The sequence below is a fragment of the Pseudomonas sp. ANT_H12B genome (assembly GCF_008369325.1).
Classification (GTDB): Bacteria; Pseudomonadota; Gammaproteobacteria; order Pseudomonadales; family Pseudomonadaceae; genus Aquipseudomonas.
In genome coordinates, this window is record NZ_VOBI01000025.1 from 41816 (window position 1) to 67450 (window position 25635).

Below are 25635 nucleotides of genomic sequence, written 5' to 3' on the forward strand. Positions count from 1 at the left end.
GGCGCCGTTAACTGGATAACGTCGTCACGTTGGCTCGCGCGGTGTGCAGTTTTTTGTAGCTGTCGATCAATCGCAGGTGCCTGTCGAGCCCCTCCAGTTTCATGCTGGTCGGCGTCAAACCATGAAAGCGCACACTGCCGGCCACCGAGCCGATCACTGCATCCATCCGCTCGTTACCAAACATCCGACGGAAATTAGCCTCGTAGTCTTCCAGCTCCAGGTCTTCGTCCAGCTTCATCTCCAGCACCGCGTTGACGGCTTGGTAGAACAAGCCGCGCTCAACCGTGTTGTCGTTGTACTGCAGGAACATCTCCACCGCCTCTTTCGCCTCTTCAAATTGCTGCAAGGCGAGATAAATCAGCAGCTTCAACTCCAGGATCGTCAGCTGGCCCCACGCCGTATTGTCGTCAAATTCGATGCCGATCAGGGAGGTGATATCGGTGTAGTCGTCCAGCTCACTTTCCACCAGACGCTCAACCAGCGCGCGCAGTTCGTCTTCGTCCAGGCGATGCAGGTTGAGGATATCGGCGCGGAAGAACAGCGCTTTGTTGGTGTTATCCCAGATCAGATCGTCCGCAGGATAGATTTCCGAATAGTCCGGTACGAGGATGCGGCACGCCTTGGCGCCGATATGCTCATAGACCGCCATGTACACTTCCTTGCCCATGCCTTCGAGAATGCTGAACAAGGTTGTGGCTTCCTCGGCATTGGAGTTTTCACCCTGGCCTGAGAAGTCCCACTCCACGAATTCGTAATCGGACTTGGAGCTGAAGAAACGCCACGACACCACGCCGCTGGAATCGATAAAGTGCTCGACGAAGTTATTCGGCTCGGTCACCGCATGGCCTTCAAACGTCGGCTGGGGCAGGTCGTTGAGGCCTTCGAAGCTGCGGCCCTGCAACAATTCGGTCAGGCTGCGTTCCAGCGCTACTTCCAGGCTCGGGTGCGCGCCGAATGAGGCGAACACACCGCCGGTACGCGGGTTCATCAACGTGACGCACATCACCGGGAATTCACCTCCCAGGGATGCATCCTTCACCAACACAGGGAATCCCTGCTCTTCCAGCGCCTGAATACCGGCCAGTATGGCGGGGTACTTCGCCAGCACGCTGGCCGGTACATCCGGGAGTGCGAATTCGCCTTCGATGATTTCGCGCTTTACCGCGCGCTCGAAGATCTCCGACAGGCACTGCACCTGGGCTTCGGCCAGTGTGTTACCGGCACTCATGCCGTTGCTCAGGAAAAGGTTTTCAATCAGGTTGGACGGGAAGTACACCACCTCGCCGTCCGACTGGCGCACGTACGGCAACGAGCAGATGCCGCGCTCTTCATTGCCCGAGTTGGTGTCGATCAGGTGGGAACCACGCAGCTCGCCGTCGCGGTTGTAAATCTTCAGGCAGTACTCGTCGAGAATCTCAGTCGGCAGCTCATCTTTACGACCAGGCTTGAACCAGCGCTCGTTCGGGTAATGCACAAACTCAGCGTTGGCGATGTCTTCGCCCCAGAACTGGTCGTTGTAGAAGAAGTTGCAGTTGAGTCGCTCGATAAACTCGCCCAACGCCGACGCCAACGCGCCTTCCTTGGTCGCACCCTTGCCGTTGGTAAAGCACATCGGTGAGTGCGCGTCGCGGATATGCAGCGACCACACGTTAGGCACGATATTGCGCCACGAAGCGATTTCAATCTTCATGCCCAGGTCCGCCAGAATGGCCGACATATTGGCGATGGTTTGCTCCAGCGGCAGATCCTTGCCCGCGATATAGGTGTGCGCCTCTGAATTAGAAGCAGGCATCAGCAACGCCTGGGCATCGGCGTCGAGGTTCTCCACTTCTTCGATCACAAACTCAGGCCCGGCTTGCACCACTTTTTTCACGGTGCAACGGTCGATGGAACGCAGGATGCCCTGGCGGTCCTTATCGGAGATGTCCGCCGGTAGCTCGACCTGGATCTTGAAAATCTGGTTGTAACGGTTTTCCGGGTCAACAATATTGTTCTGCGACAGGCGGATGTTATCGGTGGGAATGCTGCGAGTGTCGCAGTACAACTTCACGAAATAAGCCGCGCACAACGCCGATGAAGCCAGAAAGTAATCGAACGGACCCGGTGCGGAGCCATCGCCCTTGTAGCGGATAGGTTGATCGGCCACCACCGTGAAGTCGTCGAACTTGGCTTCAAGTCGAAGGTTGTCGAGAAAGTTGACCTTGATTTCCATGGGGGATTACCAGAATAGCGGCAGACGAATTGGCCGCCATTATCCGGCTTTTCAGCGGTAAGTCTTGTGGTTGTCTGGTCCCGAGACAGGTTTGCACCTGTTTCACCCCTAACGCCCGATGCACGGCACCGGGCCTTTTCATGGGCGATGAGTTTTTCAGTCGAGTATCAGGTGCGGCAAGAAACGGCTCGAATCCTTGGTGATCAAACTGTTGTCTTCCCGCACGCCGATACCGGCTGCCTGGTCGCCGATCACCCAGGAGCCAACCAGCGTAAAGCTGTCGCCAAATTGCGGCAGCGGCGCAAACTCCTGAAGGATGAATGGCGCGTCGGTGTAGGGCCCGTCCTCTTTCACGATCAGACCTTCGGCGGTTTGCAGCTCGATATTGGCGCCTTCGCGCGAGAAGAACGGCTTGCGCACCCAGCCCTTGGGCACTGCTTTGCTCGGATCGGTATCCAGGTGAGCCGCGAGCAGGTTCGGGTGACCTTTATTGAACTCCCACAGCAGCGGCAGGATGCCTTTGTTGGAAATGATGGATTTCCAGGCCGGCTCAAAAAACTGCGTATCACTCTGGGCAATCGCGGCACCAAAGGGCTCGTGGAAGATGAACTCCCAGGCATGCAGCTTGAACAGGTGAGGAATCCAGCGATCTTCGAGGTCGACGAAACGTCCTTCACTGGTGAGGCCAATGTCCTCGATATCGATATGCCGTGATTCTATTCCGACCTTTTCCGCGATCAGGCGAAGGTAGTCGGTGGTGCCCTTGTCTTCGACCGAGTTTTTCATCGAGGCGAAATAAAAGGGCTGTTTGAGCTGAAGTTGAGCCAAGGCTTGATGCAGTTTGGTGTCGATGCTGTTGAACTGATCTGCGTGCTTGGGCAGCAAGCCGCGTTCGATGCATTGTTCCAGCCAGCCCCACTGAAACGCCGCAGCTTCGTACAGGCTGGTCGGCGTGTCGTAGTTGAGTTCCAGCAACTTGGCAGGCCCGGTGCCGTTGTAGGAGAAGTCCATGCGTCCGTACAAGTGCGGGTGGCCTTCGAGCCATGAAGTGCGAACCATGTCGAAGAACGGCGGGGGAATGCTCAGGCGCTCCAGCATTTGCTCGCTCTGAACCACCCGACTGACCAAGTCCATGCACATCTCATGAATCTCGGTGGTCGGGTCTTCGAGATCGTTTTCGATCTGTTTGAGCGTGAACTGGTAATACGCGCTCTCGTCCCAGTAGGGCTCATCGTCGATGGTGTGGAACAAAAAGCCGAGACTGTCGGCGGTTTGTTTCCAGTCATGACGTTCTGCGCAGTGAATTTTCTTCATGGCCTTGTTTCCTTAACTGCTCGACCCGCCGCCCCAGCCGCTGCGTGCGCTGGCCTTGCTGCCGAAGCCGCCTCGGGAGGTGGACGAGGCAACGGAAACCGGCTTGCTGGCGGAACGGATTGAGTCGGAGTAGTTGCTGCTGCCGTATCGCGCCTGATTGGATTTGGTAAAGGTTGAGCCCTTGGAAATCCGCTGGCCGAGCGTTGAGGATGAGTAGCTGCCGCGATCATCGCGATAGCGATACACCGGCTCGGAGTGGTAGCTATTGCGGTTACTGCTCAGCATGTTGCCGATCAGCAGGCCGGTCAGCAGGCTGCCGGTGGAGAAGCCCGAGCCCCCCGTGTTCGCTTCCGAGGCTGGTAATTGAGCCTTGGCGGCGTCGACCTGGGATTGCGTGACCTGGCCATCGGCGGTCAGTTCGAACCCGCCCAGCTTGGGGATGAACTTGCCGGCGGAATCCTGCTGGCACCAGTCGGCGACAAAGTCGGCGTCGCAATCGGCCTGGTTGTCATACACCGGCGCAATGCGGCGATGCTCGGTCATGGCCGTCATGTAGGCGTCCGAGCAGACGTCCACCGGTAGTTTTTCATCGGCGCATTGCTGAACGGACTGGAAGTTGTACTTCTTTTGTACCGCGTAGGTTTTTTCCGTCGGCCCACAGCCTGATATCGCCATGGCGACCGACGCTGCCAGAGACAGCTGAACGTACTTGCTTCGTTTCATCAGGAGCTCCGTGCGCAATCAGTTCTGGGAAGGGGTCATGCACGCGGCGTTCAACATGCCGACGCTGATGGCCACTGCCGCGACATAGATACCTGCCGCGATCTCACCTTTTTTGATGCGCTCTGAAGCGCCTTTGAGTACGAGACTGGTCATCAGAAACGCCAGCAATTGGACGAAAGCGGCAATCACTGCCCAGACGACGAAGTCGACGATGTTGATCGAGTAGGCAATGACGTTGCTGGCCGGAATGGCGAAACCGATGATGGCACCCCCCAGGGCAATCGCAGCCGCAACGTTACCGGCACGGATCAGTTCGAACTCCTTGTGCGGGGTGATGCGGGTGTAGATGAACTGGAAGAGTGCGAACAACACGGCGGCGCCGAGGATGTACGAAACAAAACCGAGTACGGCGGCTTTGTTCAGGGAGATGGAGAGTGCTTCGAGCATGGACTTCTTCCTTGTTAAAACGTGTTCAGGTCGGTTGTGTACAGCGAGATTCCCAGCGACGTACTCAAACTGATGGTGCCTTCGGCGTCTTCTTCGACGGAAAACAGCAGGAACTCCCGGCGATCGGTCAGGCCTGTTTCGCGGGCGTACAGCATCGAACGGTGCTCGATGTTGTAGGACTGATCCGGATTTTTCAGGTGTTCGCTCAGCGCCACCAATTCCGTCTGGCCGTTCTCGGTCCCCCATTCGCGGGTGTATTCGACGCCGTTGTGGGTGTAGGTCGGCAGCCCGATCAGGCTTTGCGGACCGGCCAGCCGACGCAGTTCGGCTTCACTGCTGATGGGGATGTAACTGAGGTAGTTGAACAGGATCACCGACTCGATCTGCCCGGCGATGTCACCGGTGGTGTGCACCTGCAACCAGTGGTCTTCATCGTTCATGTAATAGCGCGACAGCCAGGTCGACTGCCCGAGATCAATGGTGCCATTGCTCCAGATCTGCTGGGAACCCGGTATGGCCACCGTGGTTTTTCCGTCGAGCAACAATCTCAGGGTCGAGTCGAACATCACGCCCTTGCCCAGCCCCAGGCCTAGCGGACCGGTGGCTGGCGGGGTTTCGTTGGCTGTCCATTTCGAATCTGTATTCGCGTTCGGGGCCTCAAGCCCCATCAACTGTTTTAACCATCCCATTGAAGACTTCCTTGAGGCGAGTAGAGGCGAGGTAGACGCGTTCGAGTGCGGTTATCGGGCGGCATTTAACCTGCTGCGCGGCACGGATAAAAGTACCTTGGCGGCAATAAACCCGGCGAACGCACCAAAGATATGCCCTTCGAAGGAAACGCCCCGGCGAGGCAGGAAACCAAAAATCAAACCACCATAAAGCAGGACGACGACGCTGGCGATGATCAGGTTGCCCCAGCTTCTCTGGAACCAGGCGCGCGACAGGATGTACGCCCACAGCCCGAATATCCAGCCGCTGGCACCGACGTGTACGCCAGCAAAACCGAACAGCCAGACCAGCAAGCCGCCTAGCAGAATAATGATGGCGCTGACGGCCAGGAACCGCTTGAGCCCATCGATAATGACCAGCGTGCCGAGGATCAAAAAGGCAATCAGATTGGCGCTCAGGTGCGCAAAAGAGGCGTGCAAGAAAGGCGAGGTGATGATGCCGGTCAGGCCGTGCACTGTTCTTGGCACGAGGCCGAAGGTAATGAGGCTGTAGCCGGTCGCAACATTGAGCAGTTGCAGCGCGACCATGAAGAGGGCCAGGCCTGCGATTGTTTTGAAACCCTTCAGGGCATCCATCTTGACCTCGAATCAACAAAAAACTGGTACGCAACCCATGTGGGAGCGAGCCTGCTCGCGAAAGCGTTTTTGTCAGGCAACATCGATGTCGACTGACACTCCCTCTTCGCGAGCAGGCTCGCTCCCACAGGTTATGCATCCAGCACCTGGGTCGATTACTCGGCCGATTTTTGCTTCAGGCGTTCCAGAATCGCGTTGGCACTGCCCGTATCCGGGGTGATGCCGGCTTCGCGAAGCTTACGTTCCAGATCGGTGCCGGTCGACGCATCGGCCAGTTCGTCCTGGGCTTGCAGTTCAGCAGCACGTTGCTGCTGCTTGGCCTGCAGGCGGTTCAGCGTGCCGACGGCGGTTTCCAGCTTGCCGTTGGCGCCGCCACTGGCGATGGACGCGCTGACCTGGGCTTTCTGCACGCTTTCGCGGGCCTTGGCCATGTCCACTTGCTGGCGCAGGCTTTTGATGCGGTTTTCGGCCTTGGTGATGTCTTTGCGCATGCTGTCAGCGTAACCGCCGAATTCGGTGGCCTGCTTTTGCTCGACATCCAGTTCATTGGTCAGGGTCGAAATGGCTTCGGCCACTTCCAAAGCCAGGTCTTCGCGGTTGGCCTGGATCGCGGCCATCGCCTTGGACTCCAGATCCTTGATCTTGGCGTTGTACTCGCTGACGCGATCCGCCGACAGTTTGTGTTTGGCCATGATGGTGACCAGCTCACGCTTGGCGTTGGCCAAGGCGCTGTCAGCATCGCGAATTTCCTGGTCGAGGATACGCAGGGCCTGTTGGTCGACGATCGATTCGCCGACTTCGTTGGCACCGCCGCGCAGCGCGGTGAACAGTTTGCTCCAGATAGACTGAGTCATTGGATATTGCCTATTCCCGAATAATTAATTGAAGAAGCGTTCGAAGGCTTCGCTGGCGCGCTGCACGTTGTCGACGAGGGTTTTGGCCTCGGTCACGATGTTGGTCAGGCTGGAGTCGGAGCTCAGCGCGCCGAACATGTTGTAAACAACCTGCCCGTTAGGCATCGACTCGATACCGATCGAAGACAGCGGGAACATTTCCCGGCTGCGCAGTACGGCATCGTTGAAGGCCGGTACATCCTTGATGGACTCGACATCGACCAGGACGGTATCCACGATGATCTGTTCGCCAACCACCGCGATGTAAATGGGCAAGCCACCGAAATCGTTCATTTCCAGCTTGATGCTGGATTCGGAACCTTGGACGAGGGAAAGGGTGATGTCGTTGGAAACCACTTCATCAAGGGCCTGAAGGGCGCTGAAGAGGCGGTCGATGTTCCAGTTGGTACCTGCGCTCATGTAATTCTCCGACATGAATGAGCCAGCCAGAATCGGTTGGCGTAGCTGTTTCTCCATCTGCTTGAGCAGGCTTCGATTTTCGGGAAGCACCCAAGTCTCGTGTTTCACATAACCGGCGGCACCCAGGCCCGCGCGCATCTGCTTCATGTAAAAGCTCGATGGTTTTTTCGCGGACGGTTTCGAGCGCTCTCCTTTTTTGCTCTCTGACGCAGTAACAGGCTCGACCGGCGAACCGGATGAAGAGCGGCTTTTCATCGCAGTTACTCCGTTATGAAAATCTCACGCGTGGGAAACACTACAGTCAATTTTTGTGACTCACAATAGCTCACGCGTGAGATTTTATGACCGCCGTGCATGGGTTAACGAAAAAAGGCCCGCAGCGCTCAAACGCTGCGGGCCTTATTATTTTTCGGGGTTCGATCAATTCTTGGCAAACGCCAGCAGATCCGCATTCACCTTCTCTTTATGTGTGTCCGTCAGCCCATGCGGCGCCCCCGGATACACAAGCAACTTGGCATGTTCGATCAACCGCTTGCTCTCCAGCCCGGCTGCCTGAATCGGTACAATCTGGTCGTCATCACCGTGGATGATCAGCGTCTGCACATCAAACTTCTTCAGGTCCTCGCGAAAATCCGTTTCCGAAAACGCCTTGATGCTGTCCAGGGTATTTTTGTGGCCGCCCATCATGCCTTGCATCCAGAACGAATCGATCAGCCCTTGTGACGGTTTGATGCCGGGGCGGTTGAAGCCGAAGAACGGGCCGCTGGCGATGTCTTTATAGAGCTGTGAACGGTCGGCAATGGCGCCGGCGCGGATGCCGTCGAACACTTCGATCGGCAGACCTTTGGGGTTGCTCTCGGTTTTCAGCATCAGCGGCGGCACGGCGGAGATCAGCCCGACTTTCGCCAGGCGTTTAGTGCCATGACGGCCGATGTAGCGAGCGACTTCACCGCCACCAGTGGAGAAGCCAAAGAGAATGACATTCTTCAGGTTCAGGTGTTCGATCAGCTCTGCCAGGTCGTCGGCGTAGTGATCCATGTCGTTGCCGTCCCACGGCTGGCTCGATCGGCCATGGCCCCGACGGTCGTGAGCGATGGCGCGGAAACCGTTGTTTGCCAAGTGCAGCATCTGCGATTCCCAACTGTCGGCGCTCAAGGGCCAGCCGTGGCTGAACACCACCGGTTGGCCGCTGCCCCAGTCCTTGTAATAAAGCGTGTTGCCCTCGCGAGTCGTCAGAGTAGCCATGTCGATCATCTCCAGTGAGATTGCGTTGGGTAAGGCTTAGCGGCTGGCCACCAGGAATTCGTCAGTGGACACCACGCTGGCGTAGGCAAAACCCAGGGCCGACATGAAGGCGGCATGAACGTGGGCTGCCGGAACGGTGACGCCGTTGAACTCCAAATCACGGGAGGCGCAAGCGTCGTGGATCACCGTGACGGTATAGCCCATATCCGCAGCAGCGCGAGTGATGCCGTCGACGCACATATGGCTCATGCTGCCGACGACCACCAGGTTGTCGATGCCTTGCTCGTCGAGGATCGATTTCAGTTCGGTTTCGCGGAACGAGTTGACGAAGTGCTTGAGCACCACCGGCTCGTCGGCGCGGTTGAGGACTTTGGGGTGCAATTTCGCGCCTTCGGAGCCCGGAGTGAAGAACGGTGCGGCGTCGGAGGTGAATTCGTGGCGGATGTGCACCACCGAATCACCGGCGTCGCGAAAGGCTTTGATCAGACGTACGGCGTTGTCCGCCGCGGCATCGGCGCCGACCAGCGGCCACTTGCCTTGGGGGAAGTAGTCATTTTGGATATCGACTACGATGAGTGCTTGCTTGGCCATGACTGTTTCCTCGAAGTGTGTGTTGGGTGTGGAATGTAGTATTGGCTCTGGCAGGCCGTCCGAGGATTGGCCGCACCGACAATAGAAAGGGGAAAACTGACAATGGGCGTAGAAAGATCAATCGCCGAGCTGGGCGTGCTGATCTATCCCGGCGCGCAGATGGCCGCGGTGCACGGGCTGACGGACTTGTTCGCAGTGGCGAACCGGATTGCCGCCGAGCATCAGACGGCGCAGTTACCGCTACTGCGGGTCAGCCATTGGCAGGTCGATGGCGATCAGGCGCCCGAGCGGGTTTTCGACAGTCATTCGGGGCCGGACAACGCGTTGGTAGCGGTGTTGATCCCGCCATCGATCGCCGGTTTTTCCGAAGGTCAGGCTCCGCAGGGTTTGATCCGCTGGCTTCGTCAGCAACACGCTAATGGCGCAACCCTCGGCGGCGTTTGCGTGGGTTCGATCCTGCTGGCCGAAAGTGGCCTGCTCGACGGTCGCAGCGCCACCACCCATTGGACTTCGGCCAAATCGTTTGCCGAGCGTTACCCGGCGATCAAACTCAAGGCCGATACGCCCATCGTCGACGACGGCGACCTGATTACGACTGCCGGGTTGATGGCCTGGTCTGAACTGGGTTTGCGTCTGGTCGATCGTCTGCTGGGGCCGAGCATCGCCACCGGCACGGCGCGTTTTCTGGTGGTGGAACACAGCGACAGCGCGAGCGAGTGCGGCAGCAATTTCTCACCGATTCTCAGCCATGGCGATGCGTCGATTCTCAAGGTTCAGCATTGGCTGCAAAGCACCGGCGCGACCGACGTATCGCTGACTTCGATGGCCGAACGGGCAGCGCTGGAGGAACGCACATTCCTGCGTCGATTCCGCGCGGCGACCGGCCTCAAACCCACCGAGTACTGCCAGCATTTGCGGGTCGGCAAGGCTCGGGAAATGCTCGAATTCACCAATGGCACCATCGATCACATCGCCTGGACCGTGGGGTATCAGGACCCGAGTGCATTTCGGACGACGTTCAAGAAAATTACCGGGCTGGCGCCGAGTGATTACCGGGCACGGTTCGGAGTGACACCGAGTGCAGTTGTTGCTCGGTAGTCAGAGTACAGCAGATCAAACGAAAGGTTGAAGTCGTGCAAAATGCCGGCGTCTTGAAGGCGGTCGTGCAGAATAAGACAGGCCTGTTGCCATCACTTTTTGTGCAACTGACTGATTCGCAAAACGTTTCCTTTCAGCCACCCTTGGCCTGATCTCTGCACCCACTCAACTACATTCATCACGCGCAGATTGAAGGGGGATGCATGACCCCAACAAACCGCAAGAAGCTGGTGGTCGCCCATTCGGTGTGCCCCGAAGCTCCGCTGCACGAAGTTGAAACCAATCGCGCGCTGGCCCGCTGGCTGGCGCACATTCTAGGGCTCAAATACGGCGGCAGTTTTGACCCCGAACTTCACAACGATCGAGACCTTTACCTGTTACCGACGCAAACCCTGGTCGGCGTGGTGGCCGCCCGGAAACTCGGGGTGAAGGGGCCGGAAGATTTGTGGGGCGGTTATGTCGATCATGATTTCATCTGCACCAAAGCCATTAGCCACGGGTTGCTGAACAGGTATGCTTTTGCCCCCGACGGCTGGGCGCCGCTGTTTTCCGAGCGAGTGCGTAACGTGGTGCTCGACGGTCTCAGCGTTTTTTCCCTCGACGATGCACGTCCCGCGGCGGAACACCTGCTCTACAGCGGGCCGATTCGCATCAAGCCGATTCACGCCTGCGCCGGGCGCGGTCAGGAAGTGATCAAAAATCTCGACCAGTTCGATGCCATTCTCGCCAGGCCCGATGCCAAAAAGCTGTTCACCGAAGGCGTGGTGCTGGAACAGGACCTGGACCAGGTCATCACCCACAGCGTCGGCCAGAGCTTTTTCGGCGACAAGGTGCTGAGTTATTGCGGTGATCAATACTTGACCAACGACGGTCAGGGCGAGCAGGTTTATGGAGGTTCCAATCTGTTGGTGGTGCAGGGTTATTACGACGACCTGCTTGAGTTGGAACTGCCTGACGATGTGCGGTTGGCGATCCAGCAGGCACAGGTATTCGACAATGCAGCGGATGAAGCCTATCCCGGTTTCTACGCCTCGCGGCGCAACTATGACATCGCCCAAGGCCTGGCCAGTAACGGCAAGCAACGCAGCGGTGTGCTCGAACAATCCTGGCGCATGGGCGGTGCCAGCAGCGCCGAAGTAGCAGCCTTGCAGAGCTTCGTCAATGATCCGGGGATGCGCGCGATTCGCGTCTCTTCGGTGGAGACCTACACCGATCAACCGCTGCCGGCGGACGCTATCGAGGTGTACCGCGGGCCGGCGCAAAGCAGTGACTTTCTTCTCAAGTACGTAACGGTTAAATCCTATGACGGCTAGAAGTGAAACCATTCAGATCGACATCGATGATGAACAGATGAGCGGGACTTTTCTCAGCCCCAAATCGAAAGTCCCCGGTGTGCTATTTGTGCACGGCTGGGGCGGTAGTCAGGAGCGGGATCTGGAGCGAGCCAAAGGCATCGCCGGGTTGGGTTGCGTATGCCTGACCTTCGATTTGCGCGGGCACACTGGCGGGACCGGAATTCCGTTGTCGCGCGTAACCCGTGAAGATAACCTGCGCGACCTTCTGGCCGCATATGACCGCTTGCTTGCGCACCCGGCGCTCGACACGTCGGCGATTGCCGTGGTCGGCACCAGTTATGGCGGTTATCTGGCCTCGATCCTGACCTCGTTGCGCCCGGTTCGCTGGCTGGCGCTGCGGGTGCCGGCGCTGTATCGCGACGACTTGTGGCACACGCCCAAGCGTGAATTGGACAAGGTCGATTTACGCGATTACCGCAGTACGCTGGTCCGCGCCGACAGCAATCGAGCACTGCATGCCTGTTCGCAATTTACCGGGGATGTGCTGCTGGTGGAGTCCGAGACCGACGACTATGTGCCCCACTCAACCATCATGAGTTACCGCGCGGCCTGTCAGCAGACCCACTCCCTGACTCACCGCATCATCGACGGTTCCGATCACGCATTGAGTACCCCCATTTCGCAACAAGCGTACACCTCGATCCTGGTGGACTGGATAACCGAGATGGTGGTGGGTGAGCGGTTGAGCATTATTCAATCGAGCTGAACTGTGCGATGGCGTCCTCACAAACACAACCATCACTTGGGTTTCTTCTGGATCCGCAACGACTTGGCCTTGGCCTCCACAATCAAATACATCACCACCGTAATCAGCAGCGGCAAGATGAAATAGATCGCACGATAAGCCAGCAACCCCGCCACCAGACTCCCCCGCGAGGCTTCATGCTGCAGCAGCGCCACGAACACCGCCTCCAACACCCCAAGCCCGGCAGGAATGTGCGTGATGACCCCGGCGATCGCGCTGATCAGCAGCACACCCAGTACCAGCGGATAGTCCAGCTTGCTCGGCAGCAGGGTGAAAATCACCGCGGCCATGAGCGACCAGTTCAGCGCCCCGAGCGCCAATTGCAGGACCGCCATACGCAGCGACGGCAGGTTGATTTCCACCCCGCGTATCGCCCACACCCGACGCTTGGAAAACTGACACGCCGCCAGATACCCGGCACTCACCAGCAGCAACAACACCCCCACCACTTGCAACGACCCGCTGCTCAACTTCCACCCTGGCGGCATCCGCACCAGCCCGCTGCTGAACACAGTGCCGGCAATCACCATGTAACCGAACCAGTTAGTCGCCAGGCTCAACCCGAGGATTTTCGCGATGTTGCTTTTGCTCACCCCGAGTCGCGAATACAGCCGATAGCGCATGGCGATGCCGCCGACCCAGGCGCTCAGGTTGAGGTTGAAGGCGTAGCTGATAATTCCGACCGGCAGGATCTGCTTCCAGGTCAAATCCTGGCGGATGTAAGTGCGGCCGATCAGGTCGAAGCAGGCGTACACCAGAAAACTCACCAAGGTCAGACCTGACGCGATGATCAGCGTGCGTACCTTGAAATCGGCCAGCGTCTCGAACACTTCGTTCCATTCGATCCGCTGGGCAAGCATCGTGAACAGCACGATCAGCGCCAAAAAAAACAACATCGTCAGCGGCCGTTTCCAGCGGCTCCAGCGCGATTTGCCCGGGCTGTCGGCGTGGGTTGTCGAGGGGGCGTCAGCGCGGCTCATGGTTGTCGCTCCCGCTTGGATGGGTGAAGGGTTTCAGGCGCGGCTTATGCGCCGGCAGCCAACCGGCCCACGCCGGGAAGTGGCGCAGAAAGTGAAACACCAGAAAGCCGATGGTCATGTGCCAGACCCGTCCGCGAGGGGACTTGTCTGCGGACATGGCCTTGCAGTGGTTGTTGCTCAGTTCGTCGAGGCGTTCGAACAGTTCACGGTTGAAGGCCCGGTCGCGGATCAACACGTTGGCTTCCAGGTTCATCGACAGGCTCAGCGGGTCGAGGTTGCTGGAGCCGACCGTGCTCCAGTCTTCGTCCACCAGCGCGACCTTGCCGTGCAGCGGTCGGTCGCAGTATTCGTAAATCTTTACGCCCGACTTGAGCAAGTAGTCGTAGGTCATGCGCGCGGCGAGTTTGGCCACCAGCATGTCCGGTTGACCTTGCAAAATCAGCCGCACTTCAACGCCACGGCGAGCGGCATTGCGGATCTCGCGCAGCAGCCGATAGCCCGGAAAGAAGTAGGCGTTGGCGATCACCACCCGCCGCCGGGCGCTGCGCAGCACTTGCTGGTAAACCTCTTCGATATCGGTCGGGTGCTCACCGTTGTCGCGGTACACCAGCCGAACCTGGCCGTCGTGATCGCTGAACGCCAGTTCCGCGCGCCGTTGCCGCCTGCGCTGCCACCAATATTTGGCCCTCGCGCGGCGACCGCTTTGCAGCAGCGCGAAGTGATGGATGTCGGCCACCGCGGGACCTTGCACTTCAACGGAATAATCCTGCTTGGCCTCGGGGCCGAAATCGGCCAAATGGTCGGCGGAAAAGTTGATCCCGCCGACGAACGCGATCTCGCCATCGACCACCACGATCTTGCGGTGCAGGCGGCGGAACCAGTTGGTGCGGATGCCCAGATGCTTTGGCGCCGGATCGAAAATCTGGATGTGCACGCCGGCCTCGCTCAGGGCAGCGAGGTATCCCGTGCTCAATTCGCCGCAGCCAAAACCATCAAGACTGGCGGTGATCCGCACGCCACGTTGAGCGGCGTCGATGAGCACTTTCTGTAGCTCATCACCCACCTTGTCCTCAAACACAATGAAGGTTTCCAGGAGGATTTCGCTCTTTGCCTGGCGCATGACCTCGAATACCCGGGGGAAAAAAGCTTCACCGTTTTCCAGCAGCTCGACGCGGTTGTTGCCCTGCCAGCCGTACTCGACATCGACCACCCCGGGCTCATGGCGCGGCGGGTTCGTGGTCAGGTGTTCCACGGGGGCTTTTTCTATCGATGGGCTGTTCATAGCTCGATCTCCACCGATAGCGGTGCGTGGTCGGAAAGGTGTGACCAGGGCCGTGCCGCCAGCACTTTCGGATGACTGGCCTTGAGGTTGCGCACGTAGATGCGGTCAAGACGCAACGCTGGCAAACGCGCTGGAAAACTGCGCGCCGGATTGCCGTGGAGTTCGGCAAAAACCTCCCGTAAACCACAGGGTTTGAGCAGAGCATCGGCGCGCTGGCGCCAGTCGTTGAAGTCGCCGGCGACGATCACCGGTGCATCGCTCGGCAGTTCTTCCAAACGACGGGCCAGCAGCTTGAGTTGTTCAATCCGGTGGGTTTCGCGAAGGCCCAGATGGACGCAAATGGCATGCACTTCCTGGCCGTCGCCGGGCAGGCGCAATACGCAATGCAAGATGCCGCGGTTCTCATGGCCGCTGATGGAAACGTCGAGGTTGTCGTGGCGAATGATCTGGAATTTCGACAGCAGCGCATTGCCGTGATCACCCGCCGGGTAGACCGCGTTGCGGCCATAGGCGAACTGCGGCCACAGGGTATCGGCGAGGAATTCGTACTGCGGCATCGCCGGCCAATTGGTGTAGCGCTGGGGATGATGCTCGTGGGTGCCGTGGACCTCCTGCAAAAACACCACATCGGCCGACACACTGCGCACGGCCTCACGCAGCTCGGGCAGGATGAAACGCCGGTTGAGCGCGGTGAACCCCTTGTGGGTGTTGACCGTCAGCACGGTAAAGCGACGCACGGCGGTGATGATCGGTTGCTGCTCGTCGGTGGTGCCGACCGGTTCAGGAATGCTCATGACAGCACTCCTTCAGCGGCGGGCTCGCCGGGGCGCGTGGCGAGGTCTTCATCCAGATGAAACCGCTCCAGAAGACGGCGGGCATCGAAGGGCGCGCGAACTTTAATGTCGTTGTCGAAATAGCAGAACACCTCGCGAGACTTGCGTGCCTTGGGCTTTTGCCGGGGCGCGATCAGCTGGGGGTCGCTTGGTTGCTTGCCGTGGTGCCAGGCCTCGATGCGGTCACCCCAGCGTTTCAGCGCCTGGGGGGTGTAACCGCTGGCGTAGAGTTCTTCGGCACCGTGCAGGCGCAGGTAGACGAAATCGCTGGTGACGTCTTCGCGATACGGCCATTTACCCGCCGTGTCGGCGATGACCAGGGCTGCGTTGTGGCGTTTGAGCAGGCGGACGAACTCCGGGTCGACAAAGCTCTCGTTCCGGATCTCCACGGCATGGCGCAAAGGTTTTTTTTTGTAAGCCTTCATGCTGGCGTGACCGTGCACGTGCGAATCATGCTGGTGGGCGAGGGCGGCGGCCTGTTCGGTATCGTGAGGCAACTGCTCCAGAAAATTTTCGAACAGTTCGGCGTCGAATTTGAAATTGGGTGGAAACTGCCCGAGGATCGGGCCGAGTTTTTCCTTGAGCTCCAGCACCCCGGAGGCGAAGAAGTTCGCCAAGGGTTTATGAATGTCCCGCAGGCGCCTGATGTGGGTGATGAAACGCGGCGCTTTAACGCTGAAAACGAAGCCCGCCGGGGTTTCCGTGTACCACTGGGCGTAACGTTCGGGCCGTTGCAGGGCGTAAAACGATCCATTGATTTCGATGCTGTTGACGGCCCGCGAGGCGAATTGCAATTCGCGCTTTTGGGTCAATCCCTTCGGGTAGAAATCCCCCCGCCAGGGCGTGTAGCGCCAACCTGAAATACCGATGTGAATCGCCGCCATGTCGCCTCCCGTCTAATGGTCCTCGGACAGCCCCTGTCTTTTGATGACTGCGGGGTGTGCGAGAAAGTTTCGATGGGACTACGGACGGCACACACTCTACGGATCACAACGGATCCTGTGGGAGTGGCGGTGCGCGAGCCGACCGGTGTGTCAGTTACATCATCGCTGGATGTGCCGCCGCCATCGCGGGCAAGCCCGCTCCCACAAGGTTTAGTGACAGGCGACGACTCGGGTAGACAGCAGGCTGGCGGACGGCAGGCTGCTGCCGAGGTCGGCGCCGAAGGTCGGTAACAGGCCAACGATAACGAAGGCGTTGAGGGTCAGCGCGAGCAAGGCAATGGGCATGGCTGCAACTCCGGTGGGTTTAATTGATGGAACGCAGTGTCGGGGTTTGGGTTGTGCGGAAAAATAGGGGATAGGCATTTGATATTTGAGCTGTGCGCAAAGATCGTTCCTACGCGTGATCGTTCCTGCTCTACGGTTGATCGTTCCCACGCAGAGCGTGGGAACGATCGATTCAAGCCTATCTCACGTCCAAAACCGAACTTGCCTACAATTTCCCGATCAGTTCCTTACAGTCCAGTCGCAGGAGCGCCGAGTTTGTTCAAGTTCACGACCGCGATACTACTGGGGGCGTTGCTGATTCCGATCAGCAACGAACTGGAGGCTGCCGCGCTACCGGGCGTACCGGCGACGCCCGCCACGGGGACACCCTTGGCACACCCCGAACCGCTGGTGCAGGGTGGTCTGCTGGGGGCCATCAGTTCGAGCATTGATCAAGTCCAGGGCAAACTCGATCTGAACGAGGACTTGCTGGACGCCTGGCGTCTGCGTGCAGACCGTGCGGCCGATGAGGTGGATAAACTGGTCAATCATCCCTCGGCGCGTTCGAGCTGGAGCGTGACGGGGGATTTCCTGCTGTTGTCAGGCGTATGGATTGGCGTCTTTGCGCTGCTCTGGCTGCTGGGAGGGATGCTCGCCAAACGTCTGTGTCAGAACCGCCTGCTGCTCAGTCGCGAGCGCGGTCAGGCCTTACTGCATTACGTGTTGCCGTACACCGTTCCGGCGCTGATCAGCCTGCCGCTGACGCTGTATGTCAGCCACTTTCTGCAGGTGTCCGCCGGTCGGGCCCTGGCATTGTGTTTCGCCTATGCCACCAGCAGCGGCATTTTTGCCGCGTCGCTGTTGTTGTCGCTGGTGGTGCTGTTCAACGCCGGGCACAAGCGCCGGGCGGTGCAGATTATTCGTCAGTTCAGCCCACAGCCGCTGTTTTTGATTGGCTTTCTCGTGGCCCTGAGCGACGCCTTGACCAGTCCGCAGATCGCCCGCCTGCTTGGCAGCAATCTCACCAGCAGTGTCGCGGTGTTCACCGGGGTCGCGGCCTCGGTAGCCTTCGGCCTTGTGGTGTTCAAAATGCGCCGTCCGGTCGCCCATCTGATCCGCATTCTGCCGTTGGCCCAGCGCCTCAGTCAGCCGGCCTTGCGTGAAATGCTGCGGATTTTTTCCGGGCTCTGGTACTGGCCGATTCTATTGATGGTGCTGGTGTCGGTGATCAACCTGATCGGCATCGGCGAGGACAACCAGCAAGTGCTGCGCTGTGCGCTGTTTACTACGGTGTTGCTGATTGCGACGGTGTTCCTCAACACGTCGCTTCATCACCTGTTCAAGTCGCGCAGTGAGGTGGTCGTGCGCCGCAGCAGTGCCTACAAAGAGCGCTTTCTCAGCCTTTCGCACGCCTTGCTGCGGATCGCCTTGGCGATTGTTTTCATCGACGTCCTGGGGCGCATTTGGGGCGTGTCGTTGTTTGAATTTGCGGTGCGCAATTCGGTCGGTCGGGCGATCAGTGATTCCTTGAGCCGCATCGGTCTGATTTTCCTGGTGACGTGGATGGTCTGGGTGGTGTTGGACACGGCGATTCAGGAAGCCCTGAAACCACCCGTCAGCAAGCGCTCGGCGCGCCAGCCCAGTACCCGGATCAAAACCATCCTGCCGCTGCTGCGTAACGCGATAAAAATCATCCTGGTGGTGATCTGCGCAATCACCACCATGGCCAATCTGGGGATTAACGTTGCACCGTTTCTGGCCGGTGCCGGTGTCGTGGGGCTGGCGATCGGCTTCGGTTCCCAGCAACTGGTGCAGGATGTGATCACCGGGTTGTTCATCATCATCGAGGACACCCTGTCGATTGGTGATTGGGTGGTGCTCGACTCCGGCCACGCCGGCACTGTTGAGGGCCTGACCATCCGTACCTTGCGCCTGCGCGACGGCAAGGGGTTCGTGCACTCGGTACCGTTCGGCCAGATCAAGGCAGTGACCAATCAATCGCGGCAATTCGCCTATGCGTTTTTCTCAGTGCAGTTCACCTATGACACCGATGTCGACAAGGCTATCGAGCTGATCCGCGAGGCCGGGGACTCGATCCGCGACGATGCGTTTCTCAAGTACAACCTGCAAGGACCGCTGGACGTGTTCGGCGTCGACAAAATGGACCTCAACGGCGTGGTGCTGACGGCGCAGTTCCGCACGGTATCGGGCGGGCAGTACGCGGTGAGCAGGGCGTTCAACCAGCGCTTGAAAAAGCTTGTGGATAACAGCCCGTGGGTGCATTTCGCGCAGACTTATCCACAGCAGGTTTTGATGCCAAGACAGGCTGTTGAGCCGCCGCAAAGCGATGGGCTTGCATCGGAGCATTCATCGGTGTTTCTGCCGGATCAGCCGAGAACCCAATAACCCACGCAACCGATCAGTGACGGGTGAGTTTGTCGTGCAACTCGGTAGTCGATTGCTGATCCAGCTCCAACCAAAAAACCTGCTTGCCGGCGATTTCGGCGGCGGCGGGTAGTCCATCGCGATACACCAACCGATTGCTCGCCAACGCTGGCACCTTTGCGCCGGGCAGCAGCGTACCGGCGAGGTTCAGCGGATCAACCCCGCACACCGCGATCAAACTCCCGTCCTGAGGCCGTCGTCGCACTTCGCGAAGTAACGGAATCGCCTCGGGCAGCGCAAACTGCTCACCCGCCAAACCACTGACGAACCGCCCACCGCGAATCTCCCCACGCGCCTCCAGCCGATGGAAAGTGCGCAACAATTCCCGCCAGCTCGGCAACCAATCCGCCTCACGCTCCAGCAAACGCCAGAACACCACGCCGTAGCGGCGCAGCAAGGTCATGGCGATATGTTCAAGGGTGTCGCCGGGCGTAGGCGCCGGGCGTTTGTTATCCACAACCGGCGCGACAGTCCCGCGTCGCAACAGAGCCCAGCGCCCGGCATCGTCCATCCCGCCAACAAACGCCCCGCGTCCGCGCCGGCTGCTGCGATTCTGCCGTTTGCTGGCGGGGGTAATCAGCGCTCGCAGGCCGGCAAAACTGTCGGCGTTCACCAGCCCGGCGCCGACCAATTCCTGCAAGGCGATTTCCAGTTCCGAGCGCAGTAAGTGAGCCTCGTGAATCAGCTCATCGAAAAACAGCGCGCCGTGTTGGCTGAGTGCTTCATACACCTTTTGCGTTTTCGGCGACAGTTCGCTGACCGGCGTCTGCTCAGTCAAGCTGCTCCACAATCGGACCTGACTGCGTGGCAATAGCAGAATCGGCGTACTGCGCAGCGCCGTGCTGGCGCTTTTGTTGCGCGCGGTTAATCGAGTCCAGACCAGTTTGCCGCTGCGGCACAACTCATCGAGCCAACTCGCCGAATAGCCTTTGATGCGCGCCGGCAAAATGTCGCTGTCCCAGGCGGAAGCGGCGGCGGGGTAGCCTTCGAACTGGCCGATGATCGCCGGCAACACCGCGCTGCCCTGACCCTGAGTGGCGGCGGAAAGATGTTGCCAGTCAAACAGAAAACGCATGAAATCCTGCAACGCCACCGGCTCGATTTCCCGCCGCAGACGCTTGACCGTGTAGCGATGAATTCGCGCCAGCAAATGCCGTTCGCACCATTCTTCCTCACCCGTGCCGGGTGTGAATTGGCCGCGCAGCACATAACCTTCGCGTTCCAGTTGGGCAAGCGCTTGGGTGACTTGAGTCACCGGCAAACCGAGGGGATCGGTAATCGCCTTCAGCGGTAACGGACCGAAGGCGCTGAGCCTTGCGCGGATCATTTCCAGGACGGCTTCGTCCGGCTCCCAGACTTCATCGAAACCTGGCAATGCCTCCAATGGCGGCAGCAACGTGGCTTGCGGGTAAATCGCCCGCAGGCACGTCAGCCGCTCCAGTGCCAGCCACAGCGATTGCCTGGCATTGATCTGCAAACGGCTGGCGCGACCGCTGTCGGCGAGATTGTTCAGCCATTCTGGCCAATGGGGATTGGCTTGAGCCTCGGCATCGGTGATGCACGCCAGGCTCATCAACGCCTCATGCATTTCATCGACGCCGGTGGGCGTTGGCCAGGCTTCGTCGCGCACGGCTTGAATGGCTTCCGTATCCAATGCACCGAGGTCGTCGGTGGACTGCGGATCGCTCCAGCGGCGATTGAGCACGGCTTGAGTGCGGCGCTCTTCCAGCGGCGCGTCGTCGAGAAAGGTGTAGGGCCGGGCGCTGAGGATTTCCGCCGCGAGCGGCGAGGGTGCCGGCAGGTCGCGGCTGATCAGGCGGACCTCGCCACGTTCCATGCGCCGCAACAACGCCAGCCAGCCTTCGCTGTCCATGGCGTCGTGCAGGCAGTCGTCGAGGGTTTGTTCTATCAGTGGATGGTCGGGAATCTCGCGCTCGCCGGCGAGGTTTTCCACGCAGGCGATCTGGTCGGGGAACACGCTGGCGATCAGGTCTTCGCTTTTCATCCGCTGGATCTGCGGCGCGACTTTTCGTCCGCCGGTATAACGCGGCAGCGCCAGCGCGACCCCGGCATTCCAGCGCCAGCGCACGCCGAACAGCGGCGCGTCGAGCACCGCTTGAATCAGGGTGTGTTCGGCGCTGTTGCTGTGCAAGTAACGCCAGACGTCCTCGAGCTCGAAACTGTGGCTGGTGGACAGCGACAGCACGATCGCGTCTTCGCTGGCAGCGGCCTGCAATTCGAAGTTGAAGGTGCGGCAAAACCGCTTGCGCAGGGCCAGGCCCCAGGCGCGATTGATGCGGCTGCCGAACGGCGTGTGAATGATCAGTTGCGTGCCGCCGGACTCATCGAAAAACCGCTCCATCAGCAGCGTGTCTTGCGACGGCAAGGCACCGAGGGCCAGGCGCGCACGGGCGAGATACTCCACCAGTTGTTCGGCGCTGGCGAGGTTCAGGCCCAGGGTATCGGTCAGCCAGTCGAGGCTTGGCTGCAAGTTGCCCGGCGTGGCGCCGAGCAGGTCATCGAGCTGCGCTTGCAGGCGGGCCACGGCGAACGACAGTTCGGCGCTACGCCCCGGCGCTTCACCGAGCCAGAATGGAATGGTTGGCGGTTGGCCCTGAGCGTCTTCGACCCGGACTTTGCCGGTTTCAACCCGCAGGATTCGGTAAGACGTATTGCCCAACTGGAAGACATCGCCTGCGATGCTTTCCACTGCAAAATCTTCGTTGACGCTGCCGATGTTCAGCCCTTGGGGCTCCAGCAAAACGCTGTAATCGGCGTTGTCCGGGATGGTCCCGCCGCTGGTCACAGCGGTCAGTTTGGCGCCCCGGCGACCGCGCAGGGTGCGGGTCACAGCGTCGCGGTGCAGGTAAGCGCTGCGGATGCCCTGGCGACCGTTGTAGCCCTCGGCGAGCATCTGCAACAGCGCCTGATAGTGTTTTTCGTCGAGCTCGCTGTAGGGCGAGGCGTTGCGGAACATCTCCAGCAGCGCCTGCTCCTGCCATTCCTGGCAACTGACCTCGGCGATGATCTGCTGGGCCAGTACGTCCAGTGGTGCCTTGGGAATCAGCAAGGTGTCGAGTTCGCCACGCCGCACGCAGTCGAGCAGGGCGGCGCATTCAATCAGGTCGTCGCGGGTGGTGGCGAACAACCGGCCTTTGGGTGTGCCGCCGACCTGGTGCCCGGAGCGGCCGACCCGTTGCAGAAAACCGGCAATCGAACGCGGCGAGGCAATCTGGCAGACCAGATCCACGTCGCCGATGTCGATGCCCAGTTCCAGCGACGCCGTGGCGATCAACACTTGCAGCTCGCCGCGCTTGAGCCTTTGTTCGGCGTCGAGGCGAAATTCCTTGGCCAGACTGCCGTGGTGCGCGGCCACCGTGTCCTTGCCCAGACGTTCGCTCAAATGGCGGCTCAGGCGTTCGGCCAGGCGTCGGGTATTGACGAAGATCAGCGTGGTCCGGTGTTCCCGGGCGAGGACGGCGAGGCGGTCGTAGACCAGCTCCCAAACGTCGTTGGCCATCACCGCCGACAACGGCACGGGCGGTACTTCGATGTCCAGGTCGCGCGGACGGGCGTGGCCGATGTCGATGATTTCGCAAGGGCGGTCGCGACCCACCAGAAAACGCGATACCGCCTCGATGGGCTTTTGCGTGGCGGACAGGCCGATGCGCATCAGCGGTTGCGCGCACAGCGCTTGCAAGCGTTCGAGGCTCAGGGCCAGGTGGCTGCCGCGTTTGCTGGCGGCGATCGCGTGGATTTCGTCGACGATGACCGTGCGCGCAGTGCTGAGCATCTGCCGGCCGGAGTCGGAACCGAGCAGTACATAAAGCGATTCTGGAGTGGTCACCAGAATGTGCGGCGCAGTCTTGCGCATTGCAGATCTGTCTTTTTGCGGCGTATCTCCGGTGCGCACGGCCGTATTGATCTGCAATGGCGGCAGGCCCATCACGCGCAACTGCTCGGTGATCCCGGCCAGCGGGTTTTGCAGGTTGATCTGTATGTCGTTGGACAAGGCCTTGAGCGGCGAAACGTAGACCACCAGGGTTTCGTCCGGCAGCCCGTCTTCAGTTTCCAGACCACGGTGGACCAGATCGTCAATGACCGCGAGAAACGCAGTGAGGGTTTTGCCGGAGCCGGTGGGCGCGGCGATCAACGTCGAGCGGTGTTGGCGGATCAACGGCCACGCCCGGGCTTGGGCGGCGGTGACCGTCGGGAAGGTGTTGCTGAACCAGGCGCTGACGGCGGGGTGGAAGCTTGCCAGGGCGCTGTCCGTTGGGATTGGCAAATTCATGTCCTGATTTATGCGGGCGAGTCGGGGAAGATGCAAGTACCGCTCAAGACCTTCGCCGCCCTTTAGGGCCCCTTCGCGAGCAGGCTCGCTCCCACAACGGATTTGTGTACACCGCAGATCCCCTGTGGGAGCGAGCCTGCTCGCGAAGGGGCCGGTACAGGCGGCGCATATCTCAGGGATCTGCACTTTACGGATGACGGTTGCGCATTAAACCCGCAAAATGCAACGATTCCGGCAACTATCAACGGCATCGCCCGTGGGCGCTGTCGATAAAACCATTGTTCCAATCAGACTGGGCCTGCTGACTCTATGCGAATGCGCCTTATGTTACTGGGCGGCGGAAATGCCCTTGGGCAGGCGCTGATTCGCCTCGGTGCGGAAGAAGACATCGGCTTCCTCGCCCCCCGCCCACCGCAAGACGGCTGGGATGCCGCGAGCCTGACGCAGCTGCTCGACGATACCCGTCCGGACGCGCTGATTAATCTCGCCTACTACTTCGACTGGTTCCAGGCGGAGACGGTCAGCGAACAGCGTCTGGCCGGGCAGGAGCGGGCGATCGAGCGTCTGGCCGAACTGTGCCAGCATCACAATATCGTTTTGCTGCAACCTTCGAGCTATCGAGTATTCGACGGCTCCCGGGCGACCGCCTACAGCGAAAAAGACGAACCGGTGCCGTTGGGTCTGCGTGGTCAGGCCTTATGGCGGATCGAACAGAGCGTGCGTGCCACTTGCCCGCAACACGTGCTGCTGCGTTTTGGCTGGCTGCTCGATGACAGCCCGGATGGCACCCTCGGGCGTTTCCTCGGTCGCGCCGAACAACCTGAAGAATTGCTGATGGCTGATGACCGTCGGGGCAACCCGACACCGGTGGATGACGCCGCCCGGGTCATCATTTCGGTGCTCAAGCAACTTGATTGCTCAGCGCCGTTGTGGGGCACCTACCATTACGCCGGGCATGAGGCGACTACGCCGCTGGCGCTGGGGCAAGCTATCCTCACTGAAGCGCGCAGCCTGCATCCGCTGGCCATCGAAGCGCCGACCGCCCAGGCTCACGCTGCGCGCCCGGATGCTGCCGAAGAACCGCAACATGCGGTGCTGGCCTGCAAGAAAATTCTGCACACTTTCGGGATCAAACCGCGCGCCTGGCGTGCTGCACTCCCGAGCTTACTGGACAGGTTCTATCGCCATGGCTGACGGTCCCGTTTTAATCACCGGTGGTGCCGGTTTCATCGGCTCGCATCTCACTGACGCCTTGCTCGCCAAGGGCCATTCGGTGCGGATTCTCGATGATCTGTCCACCGGCAAACGCAGCAACCTGGCGCTGGACAATCCCAAGGTCGAGCTGATTTTGGGCGACGTCGCCGATGCTGCGTTGGTGGCACGGGCGATGGTCGGCTGCAGCGCTGTCGCGCATCTGGCTGCCGTGGCGTCGGTGCAAGCCTCGGTGGATGATCCGGTGAAGACTCACCAGAGCAATTTCATCGGCTCGCTGAATGTCTGCGAAGCCATGCGTCAGGTCGGTGTAAAACGGGTGCTGTTCGCTTCCAGTGCGGCGGTCTACGGCAACAATGGCGAAGGGCAGTCGATTGACGAAGACACGCCCAAGGCACCGCTGACGCCATACGCTTCGGACAAGTTGGCCAGTGAACATTACTTCGATTTCTACCGTCGCCAGCACGGTCTGGAACCGGTCGTTTTCCGCTTCTTCAACATCTTCGGCCCTCGCCAGGATCCGTCCTCGCCGTATTCCGGGGTGATCAGCATTTTCAGCGAACGCGCGCAGAAAGGCCTGCCGATCACCGTGTTTGGCGACGGCGAGCAGACTCGTGATTTTGTGTACGTCGAGGATTTGGTCGACCTGCTGGTGCAAGCCATCGAGAAGCCGCAGGTCGAAGTCGGCGCGGTCAATGTCGGCTGGAATCAGGCGACCACTCTCAAGCAAATGCTTGAAGCACTCGAAGCAGTGGTCGGGAAGTTGCCGCCGATCAGCTACGGCCCGGCGCGCTCCGGTGACATTCGACATTCGCGGGCGAACAACCAGCGATTGCTCGAGCGTTTTACCTACCCTGAGCAGACACCGATGAGTGTCGGTCTGGCGCGGTTGCTGGGACGCTGAGGTCAAGATCGTTCCCACGCTCTGAACTGACCCCACAAAGTTGGACGTTTACCCATCTATGCCTGAGCGGCCTGAGTTCTGTATTCAACAGGACTCAGGCCGTTTAGCTTCAGTCTGATACGCGAGTGATTGT

At 59.7% G+C, this 25635-nt stretch carries 23 protein-coding genes; 6 read left to right on the forward strand and 17 right to left on the reverse strand.

Annotated features, from left to right (window positions below):
• Positions 1–7 precede the first annotated feature (7 nt).
• The 10 genes from FQ185_RS27405 to FQ185_RS27455 all read right to left on the reverse strand — a co-directional run bounded on the left by FQ185_RS27405 (position 8) and on the right by FQ185_RS27455 (position 9149).
• Positions 8–2212 carry an OsmC domain/YcaO domain-containing protein gene (locus FQ185_RS27405; protein WP_149420156.1) on the reverse strand — a complete coding sequence of 735 codons (2205 nt, stop codon included), beginning with the start codon at positions 2210–2212 and terminating at the stop codon, positions 8–10.
• A 156-nt stretch (positions 2213–2368) separates the two neighbouring features.
• Complete coding sequence (locus tag FQ185_RS27410; RefSeq protein ID WP_149420157.1) at positions 2369–3526, reverse strand: glutathionylspermidine synthase family protein; 1158 nt, start codon at positions 3524–3526, stop codon at positions 2369–2371.
• A 12-nt stretch (positions 3527–3538) separates the two neighbouring features.
• A complete protein-coding gene (locus FQ185_RS27415) occupies positions 3539–4249 on the reverse strand; it encodes a DUF1190 domain-containing protein (protein ID WP_149420158.1) in 711 nt (236 codons plus the stop codon).
• 18 nt (positions 4250–4267) lie between these two features.
• Positions 4268–4696, reverse strand: a complete 429-nt coding sequence (locus FQ185_RS27420) for a DUF350 domain-containing protein (protein ID WP_149420159.1) — start codon at positions 4694–4696, stop codon at positions 4268–4270.
• 14 nt (positions 4697–4710) lie between these two features.
• Positions 4711–5385 (reverse strand): DUF2491 family protein, encoded by a 675-nt coding sequence (locus FQ185_RS27425; protein ID WP_149420160.1) that lies wholly within the window; start codon positions 5383–5385, stop codon positions 4711–4713.
• Positions 5386–5436: 51 nt separating this feature from the next.
• Positions 5437–6000, reverse strand: coding sequence for a rhomboid family intramembrane serine protease (locus FQ185_RS27430; protein ID WP_149420161.1), 564 nt, complete (start codon positions 5998–6000; stop codon positions 5437–5439).
• A 155-nt stretch (positions 6001–6155) separates the two neighbouring features.
• Positions 6156–6854, reverse strand: coding sequence for a PspA/IM30 family protein (locus FQ185_RS27440; RefSeq protein WP_149420163.1), 699 nt, complete (start codon positions 6852–6854; stop codon positions 6156–6158).
• 24 nt (positions 6855–6878) lie between these two features.
• On the reverse strand, positions 6879–7460 hold the full coding sequence (locus FQ185_RS27445) for a YjfI family protein (RefSeq protein ID WP_178113613.1): 582 nt from the start codon (positions 7458–7460) through the stop codon (positions 6879–6881).
• Positions 7461–7733: 273 nt separating this feature from the next.
• Positions 7734–8558, reverse strand: a complete 825-nt coding sequence (locus FQ185_RS27450) for an alpha/beta fold hydrolase (protein ID WP_149420165.1) — start codon at positions 8556–8558, stop codon at positions 7734–7736.
• Positions 8559–8594: 36 nt separating this feature from the next.
• Complete coding sequence (locus FQ185_RS27455) at positions 8595–9149, reverse strand: cysteine hydrolase family protein (protein ID WP_149420166.1); 555 nt, start codon at positions 9147–9149, stop codon at positions 8595–8597.
• A 102-nt stretch (positions 9150–9251) separates the two neighbouring features.
• On the opposite strand from FQ185_RS27455, the gene FQ185_RS27460 reads away from it, so the two are divergent.
• The 3 genes from FQ185_RS27460 (at position 9252) to FQ185_RS27470 (ending at position 12308) form a co-directional block, all read left to right on the forward strand.
• Entirely contained in the window at positions 9252–10247 is a 996-nt protein-coding gene (locus FQ185_RS27460; protein ID WP_149420167.1) for a GlxA family transcriptional regulator, read from the forward strand.
• A 203-nt stretch (positions 10248–10450) separates the two neighbouring features.
• Entirely contained in the window at positions 10451–11560 is a 1110-nt protein-coding gene (locus FQ185_RS27465) for a DUF3182 family protein (RefSeq protein ID WP_149420168.1), read from the forward strand.
• Positions 11550–12308 carry a S9 family peptidase gene (locus FQ185_RS27470; RefSeq protein ID WP_149420169.1) on the forward strand — a complete coding sequence of 253 codons (759 nt, stop codon included), beginning with the start codon at positions 11550–11552 and terminating at the stop codon, positions 12306–12308. The genes FQ185_RS27465 and FQ185_RS27470 overlap by 11 nt, the downstream gene beginning before the upstream one ends.
• A gap of 32 nt (positions 12309–12340) precedes the next feature.
• Here the strand turns inward: FQ185_RS27470 and FQ185_RS27475 are convergent, their stop codons facing one another.
• The 5 genes from FQ185_RS27475 to FQ185_RS30770 form a co-directional block, all read right to left on the reverse strand.
• Positions 12341–13327 (reverse strand): lysylphosphatidylglycerol synthase domain-containing protein, encoded by a 987-nt coding sequence (locus tag FQ185_RS27475; protein ID WP_149420170.1) that lies wholly within the window; start codon positions 13325–13327, stop codon positions 12341–12343.
• The gene (clsB, locus tag FQ185_RS27480; protein WP_149420171.1) at positions 13314–14609 is read right to left on the reverse strand and encodes a cardiolipin synthase ClsB; all 1296 of its coding nucleotides are present in this window, start codon (positions 14607–14609) and stop codon (positions 13314–13316) included. The genes FQ185_RS27475 and clsB overlap by 14 nt, the downstream gene beginning before the upstream one ends.
• Positions 14606–15403, reverse strand: coding sequence for an endonuclease/exonuclease/phosphatase family protein (locus FQ185_RS27485; RefSeq protein ID WP_149420172.1), 798 nt, complete (start codon positions 15401–15403; stop codon positions 14606–14608). Before FQ185_RS27485 ends, clsB begins: the two co-directional genes overlap by 4 nt.
• Positions 15400–16326 carry a DUF72 domain-containing protein gene (locus FQ185_RS27490; RefSeq protein WP_149420173.1) on the reverse strand — a complete coding sequence of 309 codons (927 nt, stop codon included), beginning with the start codon at positions 16324–16326 and terminating at the stop codon, positions 15400–15402. The genes FQ185_RS27485 and FQ185_RS27490 overlap by 4 nt, the downstream gene beginning before the upstream one ends.
• Before the next feature lie 210 nt (positions 16327–16536).
• On the reverse strand, positions 16537–16671 hold the full coding sequence (locus FQ185_RS30770) for a hypothetical protein (protein WP_256730512.1): 135 nt from the start codon (positions 16669–16671) through the stop codon (positions 16537–16539).
• 255 nt (positions 16672–16926) lie between these two features.
• Between FQ185_RS30770 and FQ185_RS27495 the strand changes: the two genes are divergently transcribed.
• On the forward strand, positions 16927–19056 hold the full coding sequence (locus tag FQ185_RS27495; protein ID WP_149420174.1) for a mechanosensitive ion channel family protein: 2130 nt from the start codon (positions 16927–16929) through the stop codon (positions 19054–19056).
• 13 nt (positions 19057–19069) lie between these two features.
• Here FQ185_RS27495 and FQ185_RS27500 read toward each other — a convergent pair whose 3' ends face one another.
• Complete coding sequence (locus tag FQ185_RS27500; RefSeq protein ID WP_149420175.1) at positions 19070–23386, reverse strand: DNA glycosylase AlkZ-like family protein; 4317 nt, start codon at positions 23384–23386, stop codon at positions 19070–19072.
• A gap of 309 nt (positions 23387–23695) precedes the next feature.
• On the opposite strand from FQ185_RS27500, the gene FQ185_RS27505 reads away from it, so the two are divergent.
• Both FQ185_RS27505 and FQ185_RS27510 read left to right on the forward strand, forming a co-directional pair.
• Complete coding sequence (locus tag FQ185_RS27505) at positions 23696–24580, forward strand: sugar nucleotide-binding protein (RefSeq protein ID WP_149420176.1); 885 nt, start codon at positions 23696–23698, stop codon at positions 24578–24580.
• Positions 24573–25502 (forward strand): NAD-dependent epimerase/dehydratase family protein, encoded by a 930-nt coding sequence (locus FQ185_RS27510; protein ID WP_149420177.1) that lies wholly within the window; start codon positions 24573–24575, stop codon positions 25500–25502. The genes FQ185_RS27505 and FQ185_RS27510 overlap by 8 nt, the downstream gene beginning before the upstream one ends.
• A 56-nt stretch (positions 25503–25558) precedes the next feature.
• Here the strand turns inward: FQ185_RS27510 and FQ185_RS31240 are convergent.
• Positions 25559–25635: IS3 family transposase (locus FQ185_RS31240; RefSeq protein ID WP_346243103.1), on the reverse strand; the 77-nt coding region annotated here is incomplete at its 5' end.